At 45.2% G+C, this 24,525-nt stretch carries 21 protein-coding genes; 8 read left to right on the forward strand and 13 right to left on the reverse strand.

All coding sequences use genetic code 11. The annotated features are described in order from the left end of the window. Positions 1 to 8: 8 nt before the first annotated feature. Together AB2J24_RS13075 and AB2J24_RS13080 are read right to left on the reverse strand one after the other, a co-directional pair. A complete protein-coding gene (locus AB2J24_RS13075) occupies positions 9 to 1,607 on the reverse strand; it encodes an ABC transporter substrate-binding protein (protein WP_367385776.1) in 1,599 nt (532 codons plus the stop codon). 42 nt (positions 1,608 to 1,649) lie between these two features. Next, complete coding sequence (locus tag AB2J24_RS13080; protein WP_367385777.1) at positions 1,650 to 2,735, reverse strand: dipeptidase; 1,086 nt, start codon at positions 2,733 to 2,735, stop codon at positions 1,650 to 1,652. Positions 2,736 to 2,861: 126 nt separating this feature from the next. Between AB2J24_RS13080 and AB2J24_RS13085 the strand changes: the two genes are divergently transcribed. After that, positions 2,862 to 3,767, forward strand: coding sequence for a LysR substrate-binding domain-containing protein (locus tag AB2J24_RS13085; protein ID WP_367385778.1), 906 nt, complete (start codon positions 2,862 to 2,864; stop codon positions 3,765 to 3,767). A gap of 28 nt (positions 3,768 to 3,795) precedes the next feature. On the opposite strand, the gene AB2J24_RS13090 is transcribed toward AB2J24_RS13085, so the two are convergent. The 5 genes from AB2J24_RS13090 to AB2J24_RS13110 all read right to left on the reverse strand — a co-directional run bounded on the left by AB2J24_RS13090 (position 3,796) and on the right by AB2J24_RS13110 (position 9,064). Continuing rightward, entirely contained in the window at positions 3,796 to 4,806 is a 1,011-nt protein-coding gene (locus AB2J24_RS13090) for an endonuclease/exonuclease/phosphatase family protein (RefSeq protein ID WP_367385779.1), read from the reverse strand. Beyond that, positions 4,803 to 5,879 (reverse strand): sn-glycerol-3-phosphate import ATP-binding protein UgpC, encoded by a 1,077-nt coding sequence (locus tag AB2J24_RS13095; protein ID WP_367385780.1) that lies wholly within the window; start codon positions 5,877 to 5,879, stop codon positions 4,803 to 4,805. Before AB2J24_RS13095 ends, AB2J24_RS13090 begins: the two co-directional genes overlap by 4 nt. Before the next feature lie 9 nt (positions 5,880 to 5,888). Next, on the reverse strand, positions 5,889 to 6,680 hold the full coding sequence (locus AB2J24_RS13100) for an ABC transporter permease subunit (RefSeq protein ID WP_244627903.1): 792 nt from the start codon (positions 6,678 to 6,680) through the stop codon (positions 5,889 to 5,891). Positions 6,681 to 6,804: 124 nt separating this feature from the next. Continuing rightward, positions 6,805 to 7,686: an ABC transporter permease subunit gene (locus tag AB2J24_RS13105; protein ID WP_367385781.1), complete on the reverse strand. Its 882-nt coding sequence runs from the start codon at positions 7,684 to 7,686 to the stop codon at positions 6,805 to 6,807. A gap of 70 nt (positions 7,687 to 7,756) precedes the next feature. After that, the gene (locus tag AB2J24_RS13110; RefSeq protein WP_367385782.1) at positions 7,757 to 9,064 is read right to left on the reverse strand and encodes an extracellular solute-binding protein; all 1,308 of its coding nucleotides are present in this window, start codon (positions 9,062 to 9,064) and stop codon (positions 7,757 to 7,759) included. Positions 9,065 to 9,334: 270 nt separating this feature from the next. Between AB2J24_RS13110 and AB2J24_RS13115 the strand changes: the two genes are divergently transcribed. From AB2J24_RS13115 to AB2J24_RS13140, 6 genes are read left to right on the forward strand one after another with little or no spacing between them, the layout of a single operon-like run. Beyond that, the gene (locus AB2J24_RS13115) at positions 9,335 to 10,330 is read left to right on the forward strand and encodes a BMP family protein (RefSeq protein ID WP_367385783.1); all 996 of its coding nucleotides are present in this window, start codon (positions 9,335 to 9,337) and stop codon (positions 10,328 to 10,330) included. 6 nt (positions 10,331 to 10,336) lie between these two features. After that, positions 10,337 to 11,749 carry an amidase gene (locus AB2J24_RS13120; RefSeq protein ID WP_367385784.1) on the forward strand — a complete coding sequence of 471 codons (1,413 nt, stop codon included), beginning with the start codon at positions 10,337 to 10,339 and terminating at the stop codon, positions 11,747 to 11,749. Continuing rightward, complete coding sequence (locus AB2J24_RS13125; protein WP_367385785.1) at positions 11,746 to 13,269, forward strand: ABC transporter ATP-binding protein; 1,524 nt, start codon at positions 11,746 to 11,748, stop codon at positions 13,267 to 13,269. Before AB2J24_RS13120 ends, AB2J24_RS13125 begins: the two co-directional genes overlap by 4 nt. Then, positions 13,259 to 14,308 carry an ABC transporter permease gene (locus tag AB2J24_RS13130; protein ID WP_367385786.1) on the forward strand — a complete coding sequence of 350 codons (1,050 nt, stop codon included), beginning with the start codon at positions 13,259 to 13,261 and terminating at the stop codon, positions 14,306 to 14,308. The genes AB2J24_RS13125 and AB2J24_RS13130 overlap by 11 nt, the downstream gene beginning before the upstream one ends. After that, positions 14,305 to 15,249, forward strand: a complete 945-nt coding sequence (locus AB2J24_RS13135; RefSeq protein ID WP_162652056.1) for an ABC transporter permease — start codon at positions 14,305 to 14,307, stop codon at positions 15,247 to 15,249. The genes AB2J24_RS13130 and AB2J24_RS13135 overlap by 4 nt, the downstream gene beginning before the upstream one ends. 36 nt (positions 15,250 to 15,285) lie before the next feature. Continuing rightward, complete coding sequence (locus AB2J24_RS13140; protein WP_367385787.1) at positions 15,286 to 16,578, forward strand: amidohydrolase family protein; 1,293 nt, start codon at positions 15,286 to 15,288, stop codon at positions 16,576 to 16,578. A gap of 27 nt (positions 16,579 to 16,605) precedes the next feature. Here the strand turns inward: AB2J24_RS13140 and AB2J24_RS13145 are convergent, their stop codons facing one another. From AB2J24_RS13145 to AB2J24_RS13170, 6 genes are all read right to left on the reverse strand, one after another. Further along, the gene (locus AB2J24_RS13145) at positions 16,606 to 17,433 is read right to left on the reverse strand and encodes a carbohydrate kinase family protein (RefSeq protein WP_420883657.1); all 828 of its coding nucleotides are present in this window, start codon (positions 17,431 to 17,433) and stop codon (positions 16,606 to 16,608) included. Between the two features lie 86 nt (positions 17,434 to 17,519). Then, positions 17,520 to 18,575, reverse strand: coding sequence for an ABC transporter ATP-binding protein (locus tag AB2J24_RS13150; RefSeq protein ID WP_162652053.1), 1,056 nt, complete (start codon positions 18,573 to 18,575; stop codon positions 17,520 to 17,522). A 1-nt stretch (position 18,576) separates the two neighbouring features. After that, positions 18,577 to 20,061, reverse strand: coding sequence for an argininosuccinate lyase (argH, locus tag AB2J24_RS13155; protein ID WP_367385789.1), 1,485 nt, complete (start codon positions 20,059 to 20,061; stop codon positions 18,577 to 18,579). Then, on the reverse strand, positions 20,058 to 20,861 hold the full coding sequence (locus AB2J24_RS13160; RefSeq protein WP_244627902.1) for a carbohydrate ABC transporter permease: 804 nt from the start codon (positions 20,859 to 20,861) through the stop codon (positions 20,058 to 20,060). Before AB2J24_RS13160 ends, argH begins: the two co-directional genes overlap by 4 nt. 75 nt (positions 20,862 to 20,936) lie before the next feature. Beyond that, entirely contained in the window at positions 20,937 to 21,830 is an 894-nt protein-coding gene (locus tag AB2J24_RS13165) for a carbohydrate ABC transporter permease (RefSeq protein ID WP_162652050.1), read from the reverse strand. 112 nt (positions 21,831 to 21,942) lie between these two features. Continuing rightward, entirely contained in the window at positions 21,943 to 23,202 is a 1,260-nt protein-coding gene (locus AB2J24_RS13170) for an extracellular solute-binding protein (protein ID WP_420883653.1), read from the reverse strand. Positions 23,203 to 23,329: 127 nt separating this feature from the next. Between AB2J24_RS13170 and AB2J24_RS13175 the strand changes: the two genes are divergently transcribed. Then, the gene (locus AB2J24_RS13175; protein ID WP_367385790.1) at positions 23,330 to 24,502 is read left to right on the forward strand and encodes an ROK family transcriptional regulator; all 1,173 of its coding nucleotides are present in this window, start codon (positions 23,330 to 23,332) and stop codon (positions 24,500 to 24,502) included. The last annotated feature ends 23 nt before the right edge of the window (positions 24,503 to 24,525 follow it).

The following is a 24,525-nucleotide window of genomic DNA, read 5'->3' on the forward strand; positions in this document are numbered from 1 at the left end:
GCCAAATCCTACTTCGTTACTTTCCAGTATGCCGCAGCTGTAATAGCGCCACCGATATCGAAGTTTTTGACGTCCTCATCACGAGCTGTCTGTTCAATTTTCTGGAACATAACCGTAAATGGAGATTCCATTTGGTGCTTACGTTGCATGTCCATGTACATCTGCGCACGTTTCTCACGGTCTGGCTCGATAACAGCAGCTTCAACTGCTTGGTTCATATCACCTGGATCCCAAGCATTACGATAAGCCAGCAAGCCTGTGGCTTTAACTTCGTCAGAGTTATCTGGATTATATGCAAATGTACCAGCATTTGTTTGTGGATCAGGATAATCAGGTCCCCATGCGCCCATATACATATCAAGCTCACGAGCGCGATAACGCGTCAAGATCTGCTTTGCTGTACCAACAGTGATGTTGAGCTTAATACCAACTTGAGCAAATGTGTTTTGCAGAGATTGTGAAATTTCAATGCGTTCTTGTGCTTCGCGCACACCAACTTCGATCTCAAATTCACCAGCACCAGCTTCTTTCAGTAAAGCCTTTGCTTTTTCAATATCGAGACTAAATGGTTTTTCTTCCAGTGCACCAAGATATGTTTGTGGCAAGAAAGCCTGATGAATAGCATACTGCCCTTTAAGGAAGCTGTTTTTCATACCTTCATAGTCAACCAGATAACGCATTGCTAAACGAACTTTCGGTTTTGAAAGTTCAGGATGTTTTTGGTTAACCGCAGTGTACATAAGGCGCCCGCGCAAATCGTTATCGATTACAATGCCTTCTGCTTTCGAAGCGCCTGCGATATCTTCTGGGTTGAGGTTACGTGCAATATCAATATCGCCTTTTTCAAGAAGTAGGCGTTGTGTCGCGCTTTCTTGTACGTGACGTACGATAACGCGTTTCATTGCAGGAGCACCGAGGTAGAAATCCTCATTCGCCTTTAGTGTAACAGACTCATTTGGTTTCCAATTCACAACACTATACGCCCCCGCGCCAGCAGAGTTGGTTTTTAGCCAAAGGTTACCCATGTCACCGTCGGCCTCATTGGCCATGACAGTTTTCATGTCAACAATGCCGCCAATTGTTGCGGTTAGGCAGTTGAGAACGAATGAAGTTGCATACTTTCTATCAGTCGTAATGCTTAATTTGTTCCCATCCGCTTTGATCGTTTGTTCAATATTTTCAGGTGTGAAACCAAACTGAGTCAAAATAAATGATGGTGTCTTCTTCAAGATCACAGCTCTACGCAAAGAAAATTCTGCATCTGCCGCGGTAACCGGATTTCCAGATTGGAACTTCACACCCTCACGCATTGTGAATGTAATGGTTTTTCCATCTTCTGAGACTTCCCAGCTTTCAGCCAGATCTGGCTTATAGCCAGCCTTCAAATCCAATGGATCCAAATTGACGAGTTTTGCATAAACATTGCGGATCACATCACTGCCAGCAAACTCGAAAGATTCAGCCGGATCAAGTGTTGTTATGTCATCAATGCGGTTTGCAATAACCAGCATGTCTGCCGGTGTTTCTGCCATTGCAGCGGGAAGCCCGCCAAAGGCAATTGTCAGGCCAATCGTTGTGCCTGCCATTAATTTCGTAAATCTATTCATGAGTTTTACTCCCTTACTCATTTAGTTTTTGATTATTGTTATTTATTCGTTCCATGTTTTTCCGAGTACTCTTAGCCAATTGTTGTAGCACAACTTGATAAGTAGGTTCTCATCAAAGCCATAAGAGCGCATTGCTTCCAGCAAGTTGGGTAAATCAGAAATGCTGGAAATTTTATCTGGTACAATCGCACCATCATAATCAGATCCAAACCCAACTCGGTCTTCTCCTAACTTTTCTATTAGGTAATCAAAGTGACGAACAACAAGTTCCAAGTCAATATTTGAGATTTTTTGACCGTCAGACCGCAAAAAAGAAACGGAGAAGTTTACACCAACCATTCCGTCACTTTCAGCGATAGCTCCCAACTGTTTATCTGTCAGGTTTCGGGAGCTTTCACACAATTTATGCGGGTTTGAATGTGTTGCAACCAATGGCGCATCACTATGTTTTGCAACATCCCAAAAACCAGCTTCGTTAAGGTGTGAGAGGTCAATCAGAATACCTAGCTCGTTGCAACGTTTCACGAGTCGGACACCGTGCTCTGTCAAGCCCTCCCCAATATCGCCATCGCTCGGGAAACGAAAGGGAACGCCGTGACCGAAAATGGTTGATCTGCTCCAAACCGGACCCAGTGAGCGTAATCCTGCCCGATAGAATAGATCAAGCGCATGAAGATCTTCATCTATCGTTTCCGCGCCTTCTATATGCATGATTGCAGCTATTATGCCATTTGCCATACATTCGCGTAATTCTGAAGTTGTCGTACAAACTTTAAGCGCACCAATTTTTTCCAAGTGATGGAGAATGGCAACCTGCTCTTGTGCGAAAGGTGTCGCTTTGGAAAATGGAATAGGTTCCGGCAATGGCAAATCAAATGATGGTTGGCTCATTGCTTTGAGACGAAGCTTTTCATCGGTGGGTGAGGGGATATAAATCGCAAAGAAACCGCCGCCAAACCCGCCAGTTTTAGCGCGTTTGACATCAATTGCTCCATCCCAACCTGTTAAAAAACTATCAGCTACGTCCAGTCCGCCAATTTTCATGAGTTTTGACAGGACATCATTATGTCCATCAAAGACCAGAGGAAAACCTGTCTCGGATATCAAATCGGCATTACTGGAATGCATTTAGCTATTCAACTCCCCAGATATAAAGAACGTGAAATGAGGTTATCACTAAATTTCATAATTCCCATCAAATAAGTTATGAGTTTATATCATAGACCAATGCATAATATTAAAACGGAGTCACCCATGAGGGAAAACTGGCATAGCCTTCGAGAATATCAGACATTACGATCAATCTTGGAAGGTGGAACAACGATATCGGCGGCGCGACGTTTAGGATTGTCTCAATCGGCTATTAGCCGCTCATTAAGCAGCCTTGAGGCGCGCATTGGTCATGCTTTGTTTAATCGCGAAGGCGGACGGCTTGTACCAACGATTGAAGCGATAGAATTAAATGCGAAACTGGACAATCTGTTTCTGGCTCTCAATGAAATAGACCAGCCAAAGTTACCCGCAAAAGAAACATTACGGATTATAGCACCGCCCAGTTACGCTCATCGGTTGCTTATTCCCCATATTGCCAAGTTTCTTACCAATAATCCTAACTTTTTTATCAGCCTGGAGGTTGGAACCACAGATGATGTCATTAGCGGTGTTTTGGAAAATAGATTTGATATCGGCTTTACTGGCGTGGAGCAAAGTCGAGCTGGGTTAAGTCTTACACCTTTTCGTAAATCAGGTGCAGTCTGTGTCATGCCATTAAACCATGAATTGGCGAAGTTGGATGCCATAACGCCAATGGATTTAGATCGACAACGGTTGATTGCGCTTACATCTCGCCATCAACGTCGCAATCAGTTGGAAAAACTCGTTCATGAAGCAGGGGTAAGCATTGAGATTGTCGCGGAGGTCGGAACATCGGTGTCTGCGATCGAGCTTGCTCGACGTAATCTTGGTATTGCAATCGTCAATCCATTTCCGACAATTGCCGACGAAAATAAAAATTTGGAAGTTCGGACATTTATCTCTCCCATCAGGTATCACAGTTACTTTGCTCTCAATGACTTGCAGCCAGTATCAAGAGTGGCACGAGCGTTCATGGGGCATATCAGAAGTTTCTCGCGGGATAACCAATTCTCCAATAGGGTCTAGATATTTGCCCGCGATGGATTAGCCATATTTAGATTTGTATTTCGAACTTTCCAACGAGGAGCTCATGATCAGATAATGGGATACCGTGCTCATCAAGTGCTTCAATGATTTGCGTTCTCTCAGCTTTCAAGTCTCTGTGTGCCAGCCAGTCCAGTTTCATCTTCTTGTCAGGAAATCTGGTCAGTCGACTTGGTCTTGTCGTTGTGCCATCATCATTGCTGGACCATGAATATCCTTGTCGCTCAGCAGCTTCAAACAATGTTTCCTGTTTCCAGTCGGGGTCGGGAAGATTGTTCCCGGTGTTTAGATCGCCACCAATGATCACGGGCATATCAGGCGCAAAAATATCCACGGCTGCCATAATCCGATCCATTTGTGACTGACGAGCAGCGATACTTCCCGCACTTTCTAAATGTGTTGAAACGGTGCAAATAGGACCACCCGCTGTTTCCAAAATAGCAGCAACAGCAACGCGGCCGCCAACGCGTGGCTCGTTAGCATTGGCATCGGACTTACAGAACCAATGGCCATGGTCATCTAATCGAATGAGCGCAACATCCTTGGGTTTGTTTCGACACAATAGAGCATTCCCGTGCCATCCAAATTCATTGAAATTATCTGTCGTCAGTTCAATTTCAATGGCGCTACCAAGATCAAGCTCATAAAATTCCAACACATAAGCATAGTTCATGCCCAAGAGTTCGGCGATTTCGCGCGTTGTGTTTTTCTGACCGGTCCGAGCCATACCACTGTCCATTTCAGACAGAAGTATAATGTCAGGCGCACGACTTTGTAATAATTTTGCACTGCCCTTTACATCGAGGCAGCGTTCTACATTCCACGCAGCAACCGTCAGATCGTGAGGTAGGGGCGCGTCTTGTGATACTACTCCCCCAATCTCAATGAGATGCATTGCTGAAAGCTCGTCCATCAAAGCGCGGTGGTGAGATGATGTTCTCTCTGCCGTCTCAATCTCTTGTTTTAGCTGAGGTGGAACTTGTGGAAGTTTACCGCATGTCTTGGTTTCGAACAGCTTCATGTGTTCTTTAACTCGATACGTGTGCCTTTATCTTTGTCGAATATGTGCAAATTTTCCGGATTCAACGCTATGTGCAGATCACCATCAGGCAATCTGTTTTCTTGTGGGAGGTTAACTATGAAAGGTGTATGTCCCAGCTTGCCATGAACCAATCTTGTCGCGCCGAGTTCTTCTGTAAAATCATGAGAAAACGGCTGTGTCACCCCGTTTGGAACATTGGAGATATGAACTTTTTCCGGCCGAATGCCGACAAGAACATCACCATCTTCTGTTGGTTCGGATGAAAGTTTAATATCTCCCAACTCCCCCAGTGAAAGTTTTCCAGTTTTATCAAGTGCCCCTGGTATCATATTCATCGGAGGAGCTCCCATGAAGCTGGCGACGAATGTGCTGGCTGGTTTATTATAGATTTCATCAGGTGTTCCAACCTGTTCGATATGTCCGCCATTTAGTACTACAATTCTGTCGGCCATCGTCATGGCTTCCACCTGATCATGTGTCACATAAATCGATGTTGTTCCTAATTGGCGTTGAAGCTTACGAATTTCGATGCGCATTTGGCTGCGTAACTTGGCGTCCAAGTTAGAAAGGGGTTCATCAAATAAAAACAATGCCGGATTACGCACAGTTGCCCGACCCATGGCAACGCGTTGGCGTTGACCGCCAGACAATTGACTTGGCTTGCGATCCAAAAATTCTTCTAGATTTAACATCTTGGCAGCTTTTTTCACCGCCGCATCAATTTGAGCCTTATCGAATTTACGATTACGCAGGCCATAGGCCATATTGTTGTAAACAGTCATGTGAGGATAGAGCGCGTAGTTTTGAAACACCATCGCAATGTCCCGCTCGGCAGGGTCGACATCATTGACCTTTTTGTTGCCGATAAACAAATCACCATTTGTTATTTCTTCAAGGCCTGCCACCATGCGCAGTAAAGTGGATTTACCGCAGCCAGACGGTCCGACAAGTACAATGAATTCGCCATCCTGAATATCCAGATTTGCTCCATGTACAGCTTTAAAGCCGTTGGAATATACTTTTTGAATGGTTTTGAGTGATACAGTCGCCATTGGGATTTCCTATTTATCAGACTCTGTCAGGCCCTTGACGAACCAGGATTGGAAGAAGATGACGATGAGAACCGGGGGAAGCATTGTGATGATCGTTAATGCTAGTCCTACGCCATATTGAGGGATTGCATTGCTGTCGGTAAACGACTGAATGATGTTCTTAATGCCGCGCACCAAAGTGAACATGCTTTCTTCTGTCGTAATCAGAGTGGGCCATAAATACTGGTTCCAGCCGAAGACAAACATGATGATAAACATGGCGGCAATCATTGTGCGCGATAAGGGTATCAAGATATCGATGAAGAATTTGAAAGAACCCGCACCATCAATACGTGCGGCCTCTACTAACTCTTCTGGCACTGAGCGGAAAAACTGCCGGAAGAAAAACGTACCTGTTGCAGATGCAATGAGAGGCACGATTAGACCTGTGTAGGTGTTTGCCAGCCCAAAACTATGGACAACTTCGTACGAAGGCAGAATGCGAACTTCCAAGGGTAGAAGTAAAGTGGTGAAGATGATCCAAAAAGCAAAAGTTGCAAATCGAAACCGGAAATAAACAATCGCATAAGCTGCCATCATAGATACGATAATTTTGCCAATGGCAAATCCTAGTCCCAATATGAGCGAGTTGGAGAGCATCGTTAGGCCATCAATGGTGCCACTAAAACCACCAGCTTCAAACATGGCCCGGTCATAGTTCTCAATAAATTTGTCGCCCCACGTCCATTGAAGGCCGGTTCGTGAAAATGCTAAATCATCGTGGCTGGATGTCAAAAATGTTAGAACCACTGGCGTTAACATAAATAAGGATCCCAGTACTAAAATCGCGTGATCACCAATGATTTCCCATTTGATGGGTTTTCGCGATTTGGTTTGGATCGCAGCACTTGCGGTTTGCGCAGGATTTAAAATGGTCATGACATTCTCACGTATAATGTATCCGGCGCTCAATCAGCCGGAATTGAAAAATGGTCAGGGCTAAGACAAGGAGCATCAATATGACCGATTGCGCTGACGAACCGCCCAGATCATTTCCTCGAAAGCCATCGACAAATACTTTGTAAACCAGTGTAAATGGATTGTTCCCGGGTTCGTTGCGCAACATCACATCAATCACACCAAACGTATCAAACAATGCATAGGTAATATTCGTGATCAGGAGGAAGAATGAGGTGGGCGCGAGTAGAGGAAATGTAATTGTCCAAAAACGATTTATACCGGAATTATTATCAATAATTGCCGCTTCACGGATAGAACGTGGAACCGATTGCAGGCCAGACAGGAAGAAGATAAAATTAACAGGCACCTGTTTCCAGATAGATACGATAATCATGGCAATGGCGGTATCATTGTAATTTACACCGACAATAAATTCATAGCCAAAAAGCGCAAATAACTGGGTCAAGAGGCCATGGTTTTGATAAAATAAACTGACACCTAGTAATCCGGCTACAGGCGGTGCAACTGCATATACCCACATCAATAATGTCTTGTAGGATGATGCGCCTTTCAGAACTTTATCGGCTTTTACAGCAAATAATAAACCCAAGGCTAGGGAGAAGAATGTGACAGAGCCTGTAAAGAGAAGCGTGAACCCTGCAACACGTATATATTCGGAATTGTTAAACAGGTTTGTATAATTGTCTACACCCACAAAAGAAGAGCTAAACCCAAATGGGTCTTGTAGATAGAAAGACGATGAGACCGCTTGCAGAGCTGGCCAATAAAAAAATATTACAATGATGCTTAGCTGAGGGATCAGCAGGAAAAGTGGCATCCAGGGGTTGGAAAAGGCGGCGCGCTTCACGATAAATGACTTTCTAAATATTTGGGTGGATGATCAAAGACCACCCACCCAACTTGTTGATGGTAGAAATTTATGAGTTGTTCTGTGTTTTCGCAAAGCGAGCCAGAAGCTCATTAGCTTCTTTTTCAATTGCAGCAAAACCATCTTCAACAGTTGTTTCACCTGTTAGGATACGGCCGTATTCACGGTTCATAACGTCACGAATTTGAACATAGAAGCCCATACGGTAGCCTTTAGTCCAATCACCAGCTGGCAAAGACAATTGCTGGATGCCAACTTCAGCGGCAGGCGCTTCTTTATAGTAACCATCTTTCTGAGCTAGCTCGTAAGCAGCTTCGGTAATTGGCACATAACCTGTTGCCTTATGCCAAAAATATTGCGTTCTTGCAGATGTAAGGAAACGGAAAAACTCAGCAGTCGCTTTGTTTTCAGCTTCTGATTTTCCTGACATTGCAAACAATGCAGCGCCGCCGATAAATGTTTGTTTCGGCTCTTTCGTCACACCTTCCCAATAAGGAAGCATTGTTGCCGAAAACTTGAAATCAACTTTTTGCTGCAAACCACCGAATGAGCCTGAAGAACCAAGCCACATTGCAGATTTACCTTCTTCGAAAGGTTTCGCATTGTCGCCCCAGCCAGTGCCGAGCCATTCAAACAAACCTGCATCTTTCCACTCCTTTAAAGCAGTAAAGTGAGCTTTGATTGCTGGATGGTTAATGTTGATTGTTGTATCAGCGCCATCATAACCATTGTTGTTGGATGCAAACTGGATGTCGTGACGAGAAAAGAAGTTCTCAGTAAAAATCCATGGAAGATGCGATTGAGTAAGAGGGATATAGCCCGCTTCTTTCAATGCTGGTGCTGTTACTGAAGCATATTCTTCCCATGTTTTTGGAGCTGTTACACCAGCTTTAGCCATGGCTTCTTCGTTGAAATACATAATTGGTGTTGAAGAGTTAAACGGCATGCCGATCATCTTGCCATTTGTATCTGCGTAGAAGTAACGGACACCGGCGATATAATCATTAATGTCGAAGTCAACGCCATTTTCAGAAAGCAGGTCCTGAACTGGAACTGTTGCGCCTTTTGCGCCAATTACAGTGGCAGCGCCAGCATCGAATACTTGCAGGATATTTGGTTGCTCACCTGCACGGAAGGCCGCGATTCCAGCTGTCAAAGCTTCCTCATAAGAGCCTTTAAAAACGGGTGTGATTTTATACTCATCCTGACTGGCATTGAAGTCTTCAGCGATCTGATTAACAGTTTCACCAAGCTGGCCGCCCATAGCGTGCCACCAGTTAATGTTAGTTTCAGCAAGTGCTGCTGTGCTGGATGCCGACGCGAGCAGAGCGGCTAATACGATTTTACGAAGGGACATTTTGATCTCTTTCAAATTGATGGATACGAGTAGGGCTAGCTTTCAGCAAATTTTGAAGAAGCTAATTACCCGCTATTTACAATTTCAGTGACCTACCGCTTAAGTTTTTCATTTTGCTGACAGTTTCATGTCTTTTACGTGACAGAAGAAGTTCTTTTGTTGCCAAGAAACAGCATAATTCTCGATGAAAGTTTAGGCATTTGAATTGCTTGACACATATTTGGTCAGCTCATATTGTTTGTGTGAAATCATCAAAAAAGGAACGGCTTTATGACGAAAAATAATAATGATGCTCTTGTCTCACGGCGATTTATGCTTGCTTCAGGTTTGGCACTGGGTGCGAGTGCTTTGGTGCCTTCAGTACGTGCCGCAAGCCCAATCAAGGTTGCAGGTATTCACGGTTCACCTGTCGAAAATGCATGGAATTCAGTTCTTCATAAAGCCTTGCAAGACGCTGCAGCAGAAGGTGTGATCGAGTATGTGTTCTCAGAAGGCGTGTCAGGTACAGATTATCCACGCGCGATGAGCGAGTATGCTGAACAAGGTGCTAAACTAATAATCGGTGAAACTTTCCCTGTTGAAAAACAAGCTCGTTCAGTTGCAGCTGATTATCCTGAAACATCGTTTGTTATGGGGTCAAGCGGTACGTTCTCAGGCGATAATTTCGGAACATTTGGAACCTGGAATTTTGATGGTGCCTATCTTGCAGGTATGCTCGCCGGTAAAATGACAAAATCCAATATTGTTGGCTCAGTTGGCGCTATTCCAATTCCTGAAGTTAATATGCTTATCAATGCATTTGCAGCTGGTGTTAAGGCAGTTAATCCGGATGCTAAACATCTTACGAGCTTTATCGGTACTTTCTTTGATCCTCCGAAAGCACGTGAAGCTGGTTTGGCTCAAATTGATGCTGGTGCTGATATCCTGTTTGGTGAGCGAATTGGTACAGCTGATGCAGCCAAAGAGCGTGGAATTAAGTCCATTGGTTCTCTGATCGATTATACATCGCGCTATCCTGATACAGTTTTTGCAAATGCATTGTGGAATTTCCGTCCGATATTGAATGCAGCAATTGCTGATGCTGTTGCTGGAAAACCTGTTGGCCGCGAATATACATCTTACGGTTTGATGAAAGAAGGTGGCAGCGATATCGTCTATGTAAAAGGGTCTGCCCCTGCTGAAGTGGAAGCAGAGATGGAAGCCGTTCGAGCACAGATTAAAGCGGGAACATTTGAGGTTCCTCAAAATATGGCTGAACCAACTTAAAGCACGATGTATTCAGATGCAATTGCGCTTGCCAATGCAATTCGCGTTGGTGACCTAACAGCGAGCGAGGCAATGAAAGCCTCGCTCGATAAGTTAGAAGAGAATTCATTTCTTGGTTCTGTTGTTTATTGTGATCCCGAGAAGGGAAAGCAAGCGGCAGCAGAATTTGACAACGCTTATAAATACAAATCAAAAAGTATCAATTTAGATTTTGGTGGTGTCCCAACCTTAGCAAAAGATTTGGGTGGTCCTTTTGAAGGTTTTCCAGTTCGGGCTGGCTCAAATGCTGTTCCGAAAGATAGCGCTTATGGAGAGGATTCAATCTTTGCCGCACGCTGTCGTGCAAGTGGATTTTGTTTGTTTGGCGTTACAACAAGTCCGGAATTTGGTCTTTCACTCGCGAGTGAGCCAGCTATCGGACCTATATGTCGTAATCCACTCAACACGGATCTGTCCTCTGGCGGATCATCTGGCGGTGCCGCCGCCGCTGTCGCTTCAGGTATTGTCTCAATTGCCCATGCCACAGACGCAGGTGGTTCAATTCGTGTTCCTGCTGCGTGCTGTGGACTTGTTGGGCTTAAGCCAAGCCGAGGCATTGTTCCCGCGGGGCCAAGCTTTGGCAACCATTTAGGCGGTATTGCAAGTGAACTGGCCGTTTGTCGATCTGTGCGAGATGTAGCTTCCATATTTGACATTGTTGCTGGAGATGTAAGAGGTCCATTCCCACCCGTTGAACAAATTCCCGTACCCGCTGGTAAATTGCGTATCGGTATGATTTCTGAAACTGGCGAAGACTATCCTACATCAATTGAACGTGTTGAAGTAGTCGAAGCTGCTGCTAAATCTCTTGAAGCTGATGGACACAAAATCGTCCCATTGGATTGGTCAAAGATTGCTCGCTTGATTGATGTGAGTACAGGCGTATTTGCAGATATTATAACAATCAATCTTGCTGAATTGGAAAGAAGCACCAAGTGGGATTTCTCGCAATCGGAGTTGATCACTCAAGCTGCGCTTGAGCGTGGACAAAACATGAATGGTACGAGGCTTTGGCAGTCTTTGAATGAAATGGTTTTAGTTAGTCGGGATCTCTGGCAACACTTTGAAAAATTTGATTGCCTGCTAACCCCAATGTTATCTACAGCGCCCAAGCCAGTTGGCTCATTTCCAACCGATCACAGCGATATAAATTTACATTTCAATCGGATGACAGCTTTTTCTCCCTTGGCAATGCTTGCAAATATTTCAGGATTTCCTGCAATCACCTTGCCATTTGGTACTGATGCAGATTCACTTCCGTTGCCTATACAGATATTAGCTCCAATGGGTTGTGAGAAGCTTCTTCTAAGTCTTGCCGCGCGGTTAGAAACCGAGTTACGTTGGCAACATCGCTTCCCTATTGCTGGATTAAATCAATGATGGAAAACGCACTTGAAATTTCTGGTGTTAGCAAACGCTTCGGCGATAATTTAGCTAATGATAATATTTCACTAAACCTTGCAAAGGGCGAGATTGTCGCGTTGCTGGGTGAAAATGGCGCTGGCAAAACAACGCTCATGAATATTCTGTTTGGTCATTATGTGCCTGATACTGGCAACGTCATGGTAATGGGGTCTGAATTGCCACAAGGCAAACCACGGGAAGCTATTCGTGCGGGTGTTGGTATGGTGCACCAGCATTTTTCACTTGCGCCAAATCTAACGGTCCTTGAGAATGTAATCACCGGAACGCAAGATATTTGGTCGATAGCAACCGATGTGAAAACAGCACGTGCTAAATTGATGGAAATCTCAAAGCGTTTTGGCTTGATTGTCGATCCCGATGCGCGCCTTGGAGACTTATCCGTTGGAGAACAGCAGCGTGTCGAAATTTTAAAAGCGCTTTACAATGATGCCCGCATACTGGTGTTGGATGAGCCGACAGCGGTTCTGACCAACATTGAAGCTGAGCAAATGTTTTCCACCTTGAAGGATATGGCAAAACAGGGGCTGTCTTTAATCTTTATTTCTCACAAGTTAGATGAAGTAATGGCAACGGCAGATCGAATTTTTGTTTTGCGGGGCGGCAAATCAGTTGCTGAGCGTCTGGTAAACGAAACCAATAAAGCAGAGCTAGCGGAATTAATGGTTGGGCGTGAAGTTAACCGACCTGTCCGCGCGGCTGCAACTCCCGGCGATGTCATTTTGGAAGCCACAGGAGTGACAGTTCGCGTGGAAGGAGTGGACCGCTTGAAGGAGGTGGATTTCCATGTCCGCGAAGGTGAAGTTTTGGGTATAATAGGCGTATCCGGAAATGGGCAGGCGGCGTTAGCTCAGTTGCTCAGCGGCACAGCAAAACGGGCATTAGGTTCGATGATGCTATTTGGTGAATCTGTCGGAGATCTCTCTGTTCCCGAGATTGTTAACGCGGGTATTGGGCGTATACCTGAGGATCGAAACCATGAGGGCGTCATTGGTGAGATGGCAATTTGGGAAAATGCAATTCTTGAGCGTTTACCGGAATTTTCTAAAAACGGATTGGTTGACCGAAACGCCGGAATGGCTTTTGCAAGTGAGGTGATAGACACATTTGATGTTCGTGGTGGTACACCATCAAGCCGTATAAGGCTCCTCTCCGGTGGCAATATGCAGAAGCTGATATTGGGGCGTAATCTTATTAAACAACCGCGTTTGCTGCTGGCCGCCCAACCTGCTCGCGGTCTTGATGAGGGTGCAGTTGCAGCTGTTCATCAGCGCATTTTAGAAGCTCGAAAAGCCGGAGCAGGTGTTCTGCTGATCTCAGAAGATTTAGATGAAGTTCTAGCGCTTGCCGATCGAATACAAGCAATTGTTGGCGGACGGCTTTCGCCTGATGTAGATGCCAAAGATGCAAATGCACGCAAAATGGGGCTTATGATGTCCGGCGAATGGGGCGATGAGGAGGTGCAAAATGCGATTTGAGCGGCGTGAACGCCAACCCATATTGCTTGTCGTAGCAACACCAATTATCGCAATCGTTGTTGCGCTGGCTCTATCTGGTGTATTAATTGCATTAGCAGGCGCACCGGTGTTCGAAGCTTACTGGAATATTGCAGTAGGTGCATTTGGGTCGCGACTTTCAGCAACAGAAACTCTGACCCGTGCCATACCATTGATGTTCACTGGTCTTGCCGCCGCCATCGCATTTCGCGCCAAGCTGTGGAATATTGGAGCGGAAGGACAGCTCTATATGGGCGCAATTGCAGTGTCTGCGATCAGCTCACAGCTTTTGGGCGGATTGCCCGGCATCGTTCAGATTCCATTGCTTCTCATTTGTGGTGCAATAGCTGGCATGATCCTGCTTTTAATCCCTCTTTGGCTACGCTTGCGGTTTTCAGTTGATGAAGTGGTAACGACACTTTTGCTTAATTTCGTTGCAATTCTATTTGTTTCAATGCTTATCGACACTGTCTTGAAAGATCCGTTGGCATTTGGTTGGCCACAATCCGTACCTGTTGATGACGAGGCTATGCTGCCGCGGCTCCTAACACGTTCTCGCCTTCATATTGGCTTGCTCATTGCTATTGTACTTGCTGTGGTCGTATATCTTGTTCAGTCGCGGACGGTATTTGGTATCCAGTCTCGTGCCGCTGGGCTTAATCCGGAGGCCGCAATTTTTGCCGGTGTTCCATTAGGGCGAACATTGGTTTTAGTCGCCATGATGTCTGGTGGCTTTGCGGGCTTGGCTGGTTCAATTGAGGTCATGGGTGTGCAAGGCTATGTAACGACAGAACTTTCCCCCGGGTTTGGATATTCAGGTATTGTTGTAGCGATGCTGGCAAACCTTAATCCGATCGGAGTTGTTTTCGCCGCATTGTTCATTGCTGCCATGTTTGTAGGTGCGGACGGGATGAGCCGTGTGATGGAAATCCCGACCTATATCGCAGATGTAACTGTGGCGCTGTCACTACTGTCGATGTTGGTCGCAATATTTTTCACTCAATATAGGATCCGCAGATGAACGAGATAATCGACATACTTTCGTCAGCTGGCCTATGGGCTGCAGTGCTACGCATCGCGACTCCGCTGATATTTGGTACTCTGGGTGCTTTGTTATGTGAGCGCGCAGGCGTTCTTAATTTGGGTATCGAGGGCATTATGACGTTCGGAGCCATGATTGGGTGGCTTGCAGTTTTCAATGGTGCGGATTTATGGACGGGTATCTTAGTTGCCGCAATTGCTGGCGGCATATTCGGGCTGCTGCATGCTTTGTTCACTGTTACCCTAGGTCTATCTCAACATGTTAGCGGTTTAGGTGTCACTCTATTTGCGTCGAGCTTCTCCTATTATGTTTTCCGACTTCTGGTGCCCGTTGCGGGTACGCCGCCAACAATTGAGGCTTTTCAGCCAATTGATATTCCTGGTCTGTCGTCAATACCTTTTTTTGGCCCCGCCTTTTTCTCGCAAACCCCACCAACTTATCTTGCTATTGTGCTGGCATTCGTTTTGGCCTATGTCATATTTAGAACGCCCCTTGGTCTTGCAATAAGGATGACTGGTGAGAACCCTCATGCCGCAGAGGCGCAAGGAATAAATCCGATTGTCGTTCGTTATGGTGCCGTTATTGTTGGTAGCGCATTGATGGGAGTAGGCGGTGCATTTTTAACGCTTTCTGCATTTAACAGTTTCTTCCCGACCATGGTACAGGGTCGTGGCTGGATTTGTATTGCGCTCGTTGTTTTTGCCTCATGGCGACCTTCACGAGCGTTATTGGGCGCTCTGCTATTTGCATTCTTTGATGGATTTCAGTTCCGCTTGCAAACCGTACTCAGTGGCGTTGTGCCCTACCAGATATTCTTGATGATACCTTATATTCTTTCCATCGCTGCCCTTGCGGTGATGGCTCGTCGCGCGCGCGTACCGCAAGCGCTTATGCAGCCATTCCGCCGCGGCGAACGCTAGAAACTGAACGCTACGTCCACTTATTGGAGATAGACTATGTTTGACCTTATTATCAGCAATGCAAACCTTACCTCTGGTCAAAGTGGTTTTGATGTTGGGATTTCATCGGGCAAGATCACTGCGATTGAAAAACGATTAGAGGGTGAGAGCGGCAATGAGATTGACGCTAGTGGTCGTCTTTTAAGCCCAGCATTTTGTGATCCACATTTTCACATGGATGCTACTTTATCCCTCGGAAAACCGCGGATGAACGTGTCGGGTACTTTATTGGAGGGAATTACCCTTTGGGGTGAGTTAAGACCGATTGTTACAAAGGAAGAGCTGGTCGATCGTGCTTTGCGTTATTGCGATTTAGCCGTCAGCCAGGGTCTGCTGTTTATTCGAAGTCACGTCGATACATCTGATCCACGGCTGGTAACGGCAGAGGCGATGTTGGAAGTTCGGGAAAAAGTTGCTCCTTATATTGATCTGCAATTGGTGGCGTTCCCTCAGGATGGATATCTTCGTGCACCTGACGGTGTAGCTGCACTCAACCGAGCGCTTGATATGGGTATTGAAATTGTCGGTGGTATTCCGCATTTTGAACGCACCATGGAGGATGGTCGCGCATCTTTGGAAGCGCTGTGTCGAATTGCTGCCGACCGAGGACTATGTGTGGATATCCATTGCGATGAAACAGATGACCCAATGTCACGCCATATAGAAACTCTTGCAGCGCAAACAATACGTTTTGGTTTAGAAGGGCAGGTAGCTGGTTCGCACCTTACATCTATGCATTCAATGGATAATTATTACGTCTCAAAACTCATTCCACTCATGGCCGAGGCCAAGATTAATGTGATCCCAAATCCGCTTATAAATATGATGTTGCAGGGGCGTCATGATACATATCCCAAACGCCGCGGATTAACACGCGTGCGCGAACTAATGGATGCTGGTTTAAATGTTTCGTTCGGTCAGGATTGCACAATGGACCCTTGGTATTCTATGGGATCAGCGGATATGCTCGAGGTCGCTCATATGGGTATCCATGCTACCCAAATGGGAAGCATCGAGGATAAGAAAAAGATTTTTGACGCCATAACACTTAACTCTGCCCGCACTATGGGACTGGAGAAATACGGTCTGAATGTTGGGTGCAATGCAGATCTGGTAATTTTGCAAGCTAGTGATGTAATTGAAGCATTGCGTTTAAAACCGACCCGACTGTTCGTCATCAAAGGTGGAAAAGTTATTAGTCAAACGCCGCCGCGCATAAGCTCTTTATCAATCGAAGGTCGCCCGGATTCGGTTGATAGTGGCAGTGATTTTGTCCCAGAAACGCTTTGATGATCTCAAAACTTCAACGTTTTTATTCTAATTGCTAGCTTGCAGGTTCGGCGAGTTAACTGCCACTAACTCTAGCAATGAATTCAGCCCTCCGGTACCGCCGCGACCTTGTACGGCAGCTGTTCCACAGGCATTTCCTGTTCGCAGACACTGATCAATAGGTGAATTTCTGAGCCATTCATATATGAAGCCGCCATTGAATGCATCGCCTGCACCTGTCGCATCAATTACATCCACAGACCAGGTTTCCGCCGAAAAAAAATCGTTCTTTGTATGCGCGCGTGCACCTTCAGAGCCACATTTTATAACGGTAAGGGGAGCGGTGTTTTCAGCGATCCCAAGTCGCTTTAACTGGTTAGCTTCCATTTCATTCGGCAAGAATATGTCAACGCTGGCAATCAGCTTCGCTAAGCCATTTGCGTCATTCATGAGCTCATCATCCCATCCGCAATCGAGTGAAATCGTAAGCTTTGCATCTCGCGCGAGGTCAATGAGTTCAGGATGCTCCTTGAGGGTGCGGAGTTCCCCAATATGTAAATGATGAAAACCATTCATTTTATCTGCATGTATTTTAGGTAGAGCAGCCCCACTCTTCCGGCTAAGAAATGCGCGATCATTTTTAGATGCGATAGCTACTGTTACTTGTGGATCACTACCCAAAGGCGCCTCGGCGCACAGGTCGATATTGATATCATTTTGTAGAATTTCAATTTCTGTTAGTTTGTTAAATGGCGCGGCGGGAAAAGTAGACAGCAACGATAACCTCTGCCCAAGTTTGGCTAAAGTAACGGCAGTAATAAACGCACCTCCGCCTGTATGCAGCCCAAGCCCGCCGGCAAAGGTTTCCGTACCCATTGTTGGCAATCTAGGAACATCTGTGAAGACCAGATCACAATAAAGACGGCCTGCGCATAATACTGAAAATGGTTGAGATGGCTGGGTCAAACGATTGCCGCTCCGGTCTTTGCATCGAATAGATGCATATTCTCAGGTTCAACACCAAGAGATACTTCTTCGCCAATGGCCGGTGGCATTTTACCATCCGCTTTTGCTATAACTTCACCAGTTTTCGTCTCAACATAAATAAGTGTTTCCGGCCCAAGAGGTTCTCGAACAGTCACATGACCTTTGATGATTGGAGTTTTACTGCCAAGAGTTAAGTCGTCAGGTCTCACGCCAAGCAAAATTTCTTCATTAGCAGATCTACTGCCATTCAGCTGCGTAGAAAGACCAGACTCTAACTTCACGGTATTATTTGAGTAAGAACCTTTGAGCATATTCATTGAAGGAGCTCCAATGAATTGAGCAACAAACGTATTTGCGGGCTTGTGGTAAACCTCTTCAGGAGTGCCGACTTGTTGAATATGACCATCTTTCATGATCACAATTCGGTCGGCCAGTGTCATGGCTTCAACCTGATCATGGGTTACAAAAATGATCGTACTGTTCACACGTTGATGCAGCTTCTTTATTTCCAAGCGCATTTGGGTGCGAAGCTGGGCATCTAAATTTGACAAAGGCTCATCAAATAAAAATACCGCTGGGTCACGAACCATGGCGCGGCCAATAGCGACACGCTGGCGTTGGCCACCGGACAATTCGTTGGGGCGTCGCTCAAGTAGATCTGTCATATCCAAGATGCCTGCGACCTCGAGTATACGTGCTTCTTTTTCAGCCTTGGAGGCTTTGGAGGACCGTAAGCCAAAGGCAATATTCTTCTTCACCGACATGTGCGGATAGATGGCGTAGTTTTGAAACACCATTGCAATATTGCGCTCTTTGGGTTCCAAGTTGTTAACTTCTCGGTCAGCGATATTAATAATGCCTGATGTGATTTCTTCAAGCCCGGCGATCATTCGAAGTGTAGTGGATTTACCACAACCAGATGGACCAACAAAAACCAGAAATTCACCATCGTGAACTTCCAAGTTTATGCCGTGAACTACTTCAACTTTTCCGTAGGCCTTGGTGAGGTTTTGTAAATTAAGATTAGCCAAGTTAGTGCTCCATCAGGGATGAGAAAGCAACATCAAGACGGGCTTGAGCATCGCTGCGCTTCGTGTGTCTTTGAATTTGCTTCATATGTAATTGTGAAGTCTGGTTTGTATACGATTTGAGTGCTGTATTTAGCGCTATCGGTGCAGGGCCGCCTGTACGATCTCGCTTTGCAATGAAATTTTCAACAGATACGATATTTCGGAAAGTATCATCCGAAATATGTGTTTTCCGACCTTCTTCCGCTTCAAAGGCTTTGATAAATGCATCATATCCCTCTCGGAGCGGTTTGTTTTGTGCGATAACGGACTTGGCTGTTGCTGCAGCAATCTCATGTGCTTGCCGGAATGTAAGGTTTTCGTCTCTCACCAATGTATCGGCAAGCTCTGTGATCGTAATACATGCTGCATCGGTATTTCGCTGCACTGCGTCTGCATTAATTGAACATGCAGGAAGGAAAGCTGTGAGAAGTTCTAACACTCGGCTGCCACTTTCAAATGTTGCGTATCCTGCTTGCTGAACCTCACCTTCACTATCATTCATATCGGTATAAGGGGTGTTATGCATCGTATTGACAATGGTGTCACATCGGCCAACTGTGACAGATGCTAAATGTCGCATATGTTCAATAGGAACCGGATTACGTTTTTGCGGCATGATCGAGCTAATCTGAACGAGTTCATTTGGCACATATAATTGACTGACTTCAAACGCCGACCAAAAAGCAAGATCCTGTATGACGCGACCTAAATGTATGAAAACCAATTTAATCGCTGAATATAACCCTGTGATATAGTCAACGCTTGCAATGCATCCATATGAATTTACTAATGGACCATCAAAACCTAAAAGATCCGCCATGCGTTCGCGATCAATTGGAAAGCCTGATGTAGTAATCGCAGCTGCCCCCATTGGGCAATGGCTAAGGTCATTGATTGCGGTTTCAAGCCGCGTTGCATCTCGAATTAATACTTCAATCATAGCACCTAAATAGTGCCCGAAAGTCGAAGGTTGTGCAGGTTGCCCGTGAGTATAGGCAACGATTGGGGTTTTGTGTTCTTTACTGGCCTTTTCAATCAATGCATCCGTAAGCTGTAGCACTTGCACAAGCATTGTTTCTGCGCGTGTCCTGAGAGCTATTTTAAACAGCGTGTGGTCCATATCATTTCGAGAACGAGCGGTATGTAATGCACCGCCAAGATCACCAAGTAAATCACGAAGCCGAGCTTCAACAAAGAAGAAGTAATCCTCGTGCTCACCTGTGTAGGTTAGGGAGAGAATATCAGTGTCTTTATCAATCTTGCTTAAAGCGTCAGCAATTATCTTACCTTGATCATTACTCAGAATCCTTGTTTCAACAAGCATGACCAAATGTGCTTTGTTGATTTTGGACATGTGCGAAGCATAGTGATTTTTGACACCCTCAAACAAAGGTGCAAGCACCGTTTCTTTGTAGATAGGATTGGGGAATTTAGAAGTATCAATCATCCTTTAAGTCCAGCCATAACAACGCCGCGAATGATGAAGCGTTGGAAAATTAAAAATACGATGAGGGTTGGAATTGTTGAGATTGCTGCACCAGTCATAATCAATTCCCATGCAACATCAACCTCATCGCCAAAGCCAGATAGGCCAACGGGGATGGTGTACATATCCGGTGAATTGGTGACAATAAGCGGCCACAAGAATGCTGTCCAATTGCCTAAGAAAACAAATATTGCCAGTGCGGCTAGGGCTGGTTTGACAAGCGGCATGGCAACCGTCCACCAGATCTGTAACTCGTTTAGACCGTCAATTCGAGCCGCCTCGATGAAGTCGTCAGGAACAGATTCAAAAAACTGCTTCATTAAAAATGTCCCAAAACCGGTCATAAGGCCCGGGAACATGATACCCCAATAACTATCGAGCCAACCAAATTCTTGGCTCATTAAATACCACGGAATAACAAGCATCTCTGTAGGGATCATAAGTGTTGATAAGATCGCGATGAAAACAAGTGTTCGACCTGGAAACTTGAACTTACATAATGTGTAACCAACCAGGCTATCAAAGAGTAAATTTGAGATCGTTGTTAGTGTGGCAATGATCGTAGAATTAACGAACCACCAGTAAAAACGCCCATCTTCCAACACATAGTTATAATTGTCTAATGTTGGCTCATCTGGGATGAGGTTGATGTTATAAACTTCATGTGGCCATTTCAATGATGTAGAGATCATATAGACAATTGGCATAATCATAACAATGCCACCTGCAAACAGCAAAAGCCAACGAATGATTTGCCCCATATTCTGAGGTTTTCCGGCAGGTTTTGTATCTAAAAGCGTTGCGCTGGATGCGCGAATTGTATCAGCAGAAGCCATCTATTTGCTCCTCAATAAGCGGAGTTGAATAAGGCTGACAACCAGCAATATGAGAAATAGAACAACGGTTTGTGCCGATGCATACCCCATGTCAAAGCCATTGAAAGCTGTGTCGTAAATCATAAGCACCAGAGGTTTTGTCGCGTTTAGCGGACCACCGGGATTGTTTGTTGTCATGTTGAATACGTGATCGAAAATGCGCAAAAATCCGATCGATGAAAACACGACGATAAAAACAATTGTTGGTCGCAAAAGCGGAATTGTAATTTGAGTTAAAATAGTCCACCAACCAACGCCATCGATACGCGCGGCCTCATAGTAAGTGGTAGGAATTGCGCGAATTCCAGCCATGAAGATTATGATCTGAAAACCCAGACCCGCCCAAACCGCGGGAGCCAAGACAGCGGGCAACGCATTTGTCGTGGAGTTTAAAAATTCAATTTGTGGAATACCAAATCCGGCAAGAAAATTATTAAACAGTCCTATTGGTACATCTTGATAAAACCAACGCCAAACCCAAGCCATTGCAACGGCACTTGTCATAAACGGAAGAAAATACAACATCCGCAGAAAGCCATGCATGAAGCGCAGTTTATCAAGATGATAGGCAACAATAAAAGAAATAATGAGCGAGATAGGCGTACCCAGTAGAAGGTAGATAAACGTATTTTTAAAAACCTTCCAAAATACTGGATCGTTGAAAAGTTTTATGTAATTATCCAATCCAGCCCAAGTGCGAGAGCCCAAAAGATTCCAATTTTGGAAAGAAATCAGGATAGCATTTCCGGTTGGATAAAACCTAATCACTCCGTAGAAGAGAACAGGCAGAGCGAGGAAAGTCCATGCCCAGACTATCTGTTTCTGTTTGATTGATAGGTTTTTATAAAAAAGCATAGTCCCACATTCTTAGAGATATCTATAATTTCCCAGCGACGTGCCCCATAAACACTATGGAAACACGCCTCAGGGAGAAGAGGTTGGATGCAGAAAACCTCTGCATCACTAGTTATTTTGTATAATATTCAGTCAGTATTTTTTGTTCCTGCTCAGCAGCTTGGGCAAGGCTGTCTTTTGCAGCTTGTCCTTCGATGTCTGTGCGAGAAACCATATCCATCAAGACTTGACGTTGAGAACTTTCATTCGCAAACTTTGTCGTATGTGCATATGCAAGACCTTTGATAAATGGCCCAAAGACTTCATTGTTAGCATTCTTGTCAGTCAAACCAACGCTCGGCTTGGCTGGCAACTCGCCTACCACATCAAGCCAAACCTGCATCGCATCATCTGATGTAATATACTGCATGAACTTGACCGAAGCTTCGTACTTTTCATCTTTTGCTTTGGTTGTAATCGCATTCACCCAGTAAGATGAGTAATTGGATTTTGTGCCATCTGGTCCAGCAGGAAGTTCAGCGACACCCCAATCTAGTCCGCGAATTTTATTAAGTGAACCAATACGGAAAGAGCCGTCGATATGCATACCTGCACGGCCGGCTTTAAATGCAGCCTGTGGTTCATCCATAAAGCCAAATGCAGTTACACCATGCTCTTTTTCCAATGATGTGTAGAAGTCAAGAGCAGCCAACCCGGCATCATCATTGTAATTTACTTGTTTGTAATCATCTTTATAAGCCTCGCCACCAAATTGACGGACAAGTACTTCACGCCACCAATGATGATCCTGCGCATTCATACCAGTTGTAAATCCAACAGTTGTTAGATTTCCTGCACCATCACGCTTTGCTATTTTCTTTGCAGTTTCAACCAACTCGTCCAGATTTGCCGGCGGCGCATCAATTCCTGCTTCTTTAAAGAGGCGCTTATTGTAAAACAACGCAAGCGAACGAACAGCTGTTGGAAGGGCAAAATACTGACCATCAACCTTCATGGCTTGCACCATTGGGAAAAATTCTTCATCAATCTTAGCTGCAGGAAAATCTGATTCCGATAAAGGCTGAATGAGGTTTGCCGCTCTATAGTCATTCAACCAGCCATAAAATAGTTGAACAACATCCGGTCCTTCACCTGCAGGAATAGCAGCTGATACCTTTGTGCGATAATCCGCATAGGGAAAATGCGTCATTTTAACTGTTATGTCAGGGTTAGCAGCCTCAAATCCATCGATCAGTTGTTCCATGGCATCCACACGCGCATCGAAAAAATACTGCCAATATTCGATTTCGACCGCTTGCGCGCTCGTACTTCCTAGTACTGCTATGGACGACGTTAGGCCGGCCACAACTAGATTTCTTACTCGTTTCATCATTATTGTTCTCCCAGTTTATATGTCATCTCATTCAAATTGAGCTGACTTCGAATATCTTTTCAGTTTCTTACTTCTATCATTACTCAATCGACTTGAATTATCAACTGGCTTGAGTTAATTAATTTGCATGGCTATGATTTCATCACCCAAAGGCAGTAATGCAGAGCGTTCCAGATCGAGTAATCGGCGGGCCGTTATGGGCTATATTCATAGTGCGGGGGAAATGGGGAGAGCGGAAATCGCTCGCAATCTCAGCCTTTCGACACAAGCCGTTAGTAACATCATTGCAGAATTGCTTGAAGATGGGCTGCTTCATGAAAAGGGAACACGAGCCAGTGGCCGGGGATTACCTGCCTTACAATATGGTGTCAATCCAGACGGTGGATATGCGTTTGGAATAGAAGTCCGCCCAAATGCGATCCTTGCGGCACTTTTAGATATGCAAGGTAAGACCGTTTTCACACATAGAATAACATTCAAAGATGCCCGCCCTGCTGCTGTAATAAGTCATGTTACTGCTCTGCGTGATAAGATGATTGCTGCCATTCCATCGGCACAAGACAAGTTACTTGGTGCAGGCATTGTGATGCCCGGACCGTTTGGAACAACTGGCCTAATCGGGCAGGGTTCTGACTTGCCGGAATGGAACGAAGTCGATCCAGCTAAGCTATTTTACGAGGCGTTGGAGATTCCCATTATGGTGAGTAATGATGCAAATGCATCTGCGATGGCAGAACGTATAACAGGTGTTGCTCAGGGTCTATCAACTTATGCGTATCTTTATTTTGGGACAGGTCTTGGCCTAGGTTTGGTAAGTCAAGGGCATTTGATTTCTGGCGCATTTGGAAATGCAGGTGAAATTGGCCATGTATCTGTTCTGGTCAACGGAGAATATGCATCATTGGAAAGCGTTCTAAGTCGGCTTTCTGTGCAACGCTATTTGCAAAATAATGGTCAGGGTTCGGTCGATTTTGAGCGCTTGACCGAGTTATTTTCCGATAAGGACCCTTATCTGTTTGAATGGCTGGATACAGCGAGCCAAGCTTTGGGACATGCAACACAAATTATCGAAAACATGTTTGACCCTCAGACAATTATCGTCGGCGGGGCGATGCCATCTGGGGTGCTTGATCATCTAGTCGCGAATGCACCTTTGCCGGATCTGTCAGTATCCAATCGATTAGAGCGAGAGCAACCAAGACTGAAAACAGGGGAATCAAGCCGCCTTACGGCGACGCTTGGCGCCGCCGCACTCGTTCTCAATCAAACCTATACACCTCAATTTATCCCGGTGCATTAGCACCAATATAGCGGCCAAGATAT

Origin of the sequence: Lentilitoribacter sp. EG35 (assembly GCF_040784015.1) — a bacterium.
Taxonomy (GTDB): Bacteria; Pseudomonadota; Alphaproteobacteria; order Rhizobiales; family Rhizobiaceae; genus Lentilitoribacter.

What these genes read in the sequence shown, in the direction of transcription:
- AB2J24_RS13075 (WP_367385776.1), bottom strand. Translation starts at nt 1,607, where the DNA reads ATGAATAGATTTACGAAATTAATGGCAGGCACAACGATTGGCCTGACA.
- AB2J24_RS13080 (WP_367385777.1), bottom strand. Translation starts at nt 2,735, where the DNA reads ATGCATTCCAGTAATGCCGATTTGATATCCGAGACAGGTTTTCCTCTG.
- AB2J24_RS13085 (WP_367385778.1), top strand. Translation starts at nt 2,862, where the DNA reads ATGAGGGAAAACTGGCATAGCCTTCGAGAATATCAGACATTACGATCA.
- AB2J24_RS13090 (WP_367385779.1), bottom strand. Translation starts at nt 4,806, where the DNA reads ATGAAGCTGTTCGAAACCAAGACATGCGGTAAACTTCCACAAGTTCCA.
- AB2J24_RS13095 (WP_367385780.1), bottom strand. Translation starts at nt 5,879, where the DNA reads ATGGCGACTGTATCACTCAAAACCATTCAAAAAGTATATTCCAACGGC.
- AB2J24_RS13100 (WP_244627903.1), bottom strand. Translation starts at nt 6,680, where the DNA reads ATGTTAACGCCAGTGGTTCTAACATTTTTGACATCCAGCCACGATGAT.
- AB2J24_RS13110 (WP_367385782.1), bottom strand. Translation starts at nt 9,064, where the DNA reads ATGTCCCTTCGTAAAATCGTATTAGCCGCTCTGCTCGCGTCGGCATCC.
- AB2J24_RS13115 (WP_367385783.1), top strand. Translation starts at nt 9,335, where the DNA reads ATGACGAAAAATAATAATGATGCTCTTGTCTCACGGCGATTTATGCTT.
- AB2J24_RS13120 (WP_367385784.1), top strand. Translation starts at nt 10,337, where the DNA reads ATGTATTCAGATGCAATTGCGCTTGCCAATGCAATTCGCGTTGGTGAC.
- AB2J24_RS13125 (WP_367385785.1), top strand. Translation starts at nt 11,746, where the DNA reads ATGATGGAAAACGCACTTGAAATTTCTGGTGTTAGCAAACGCTTCGGC.
- AB2J24_RS13130 (WP_367385786.1), top strand. Translation starts at nt 13,259, where the DNA reads ATGCGATTTGAGCGGCGTGAACGCCAACCCATATTGCTTGTCGTAGCA.
- AB2J24_RS13135 (WP_162652056.1), top strand. Translation starts at nt 14,305, where the DNA reads ATGAACGAGATAATCGACATACTTTCGTCAGCTGGCCTATGGGCTGCA.
- AB2J24_RS13140 (WP_367385787.1), top strand. Translation starts at nt 15,286, where the DNA reads ATGTTTGACCTTATTATCAGCAATGCAAACCTTACCTCTGGTCAAAGT.
- AB2J24_RS13145 (WP_420883657.1), bottom strand. Translation starts at nt 17,433, where the DNA reads ATGGGTACGGAAACCTTTGCCGGCGGGCTTGGGCTGCATACAGGCGGA.
- argH (WP_367385789.1), bottom strand. Translation starts at nt 20,061, where the DNA reads ATGATTGATACTTCTAAATTCCCCAATCCTATCTACAAAGAAACGGTG.
- AB2J24_RS13160 (WP_244627902.1), bottom strand. Translation starts at nt 20,861, where the DNA reads ATGGGGCAAATCATTCGTTGGCTTTTGCTGTTTGCAGGTGGCATTGTT.
- AB2J24_RS13165 (WP_162652050.1), bottom strand. Translation starts at nt 21,830, where the DNA reads ATGCTTTTTTATAAAAACCTATCAATCAAACAGAAACAGATAGTCTGG.
- AB2J24_RS13170 (WP_420883653.1), bottom strand. Translation starts at nt 23,202, where the DNA reads ATGATGAAACGAGTAAGAAATCTAGTTGTGGCCGGCCTAACGTCGTCC.
- AB2J24_RS13175 (WP_367385790.1), top strand. Translation starts at nt 23,330, where the DNA reads ATGGCTATGATTTCATCACCCAAAGGCAGTAATGCAGAGCGTTCCAGA.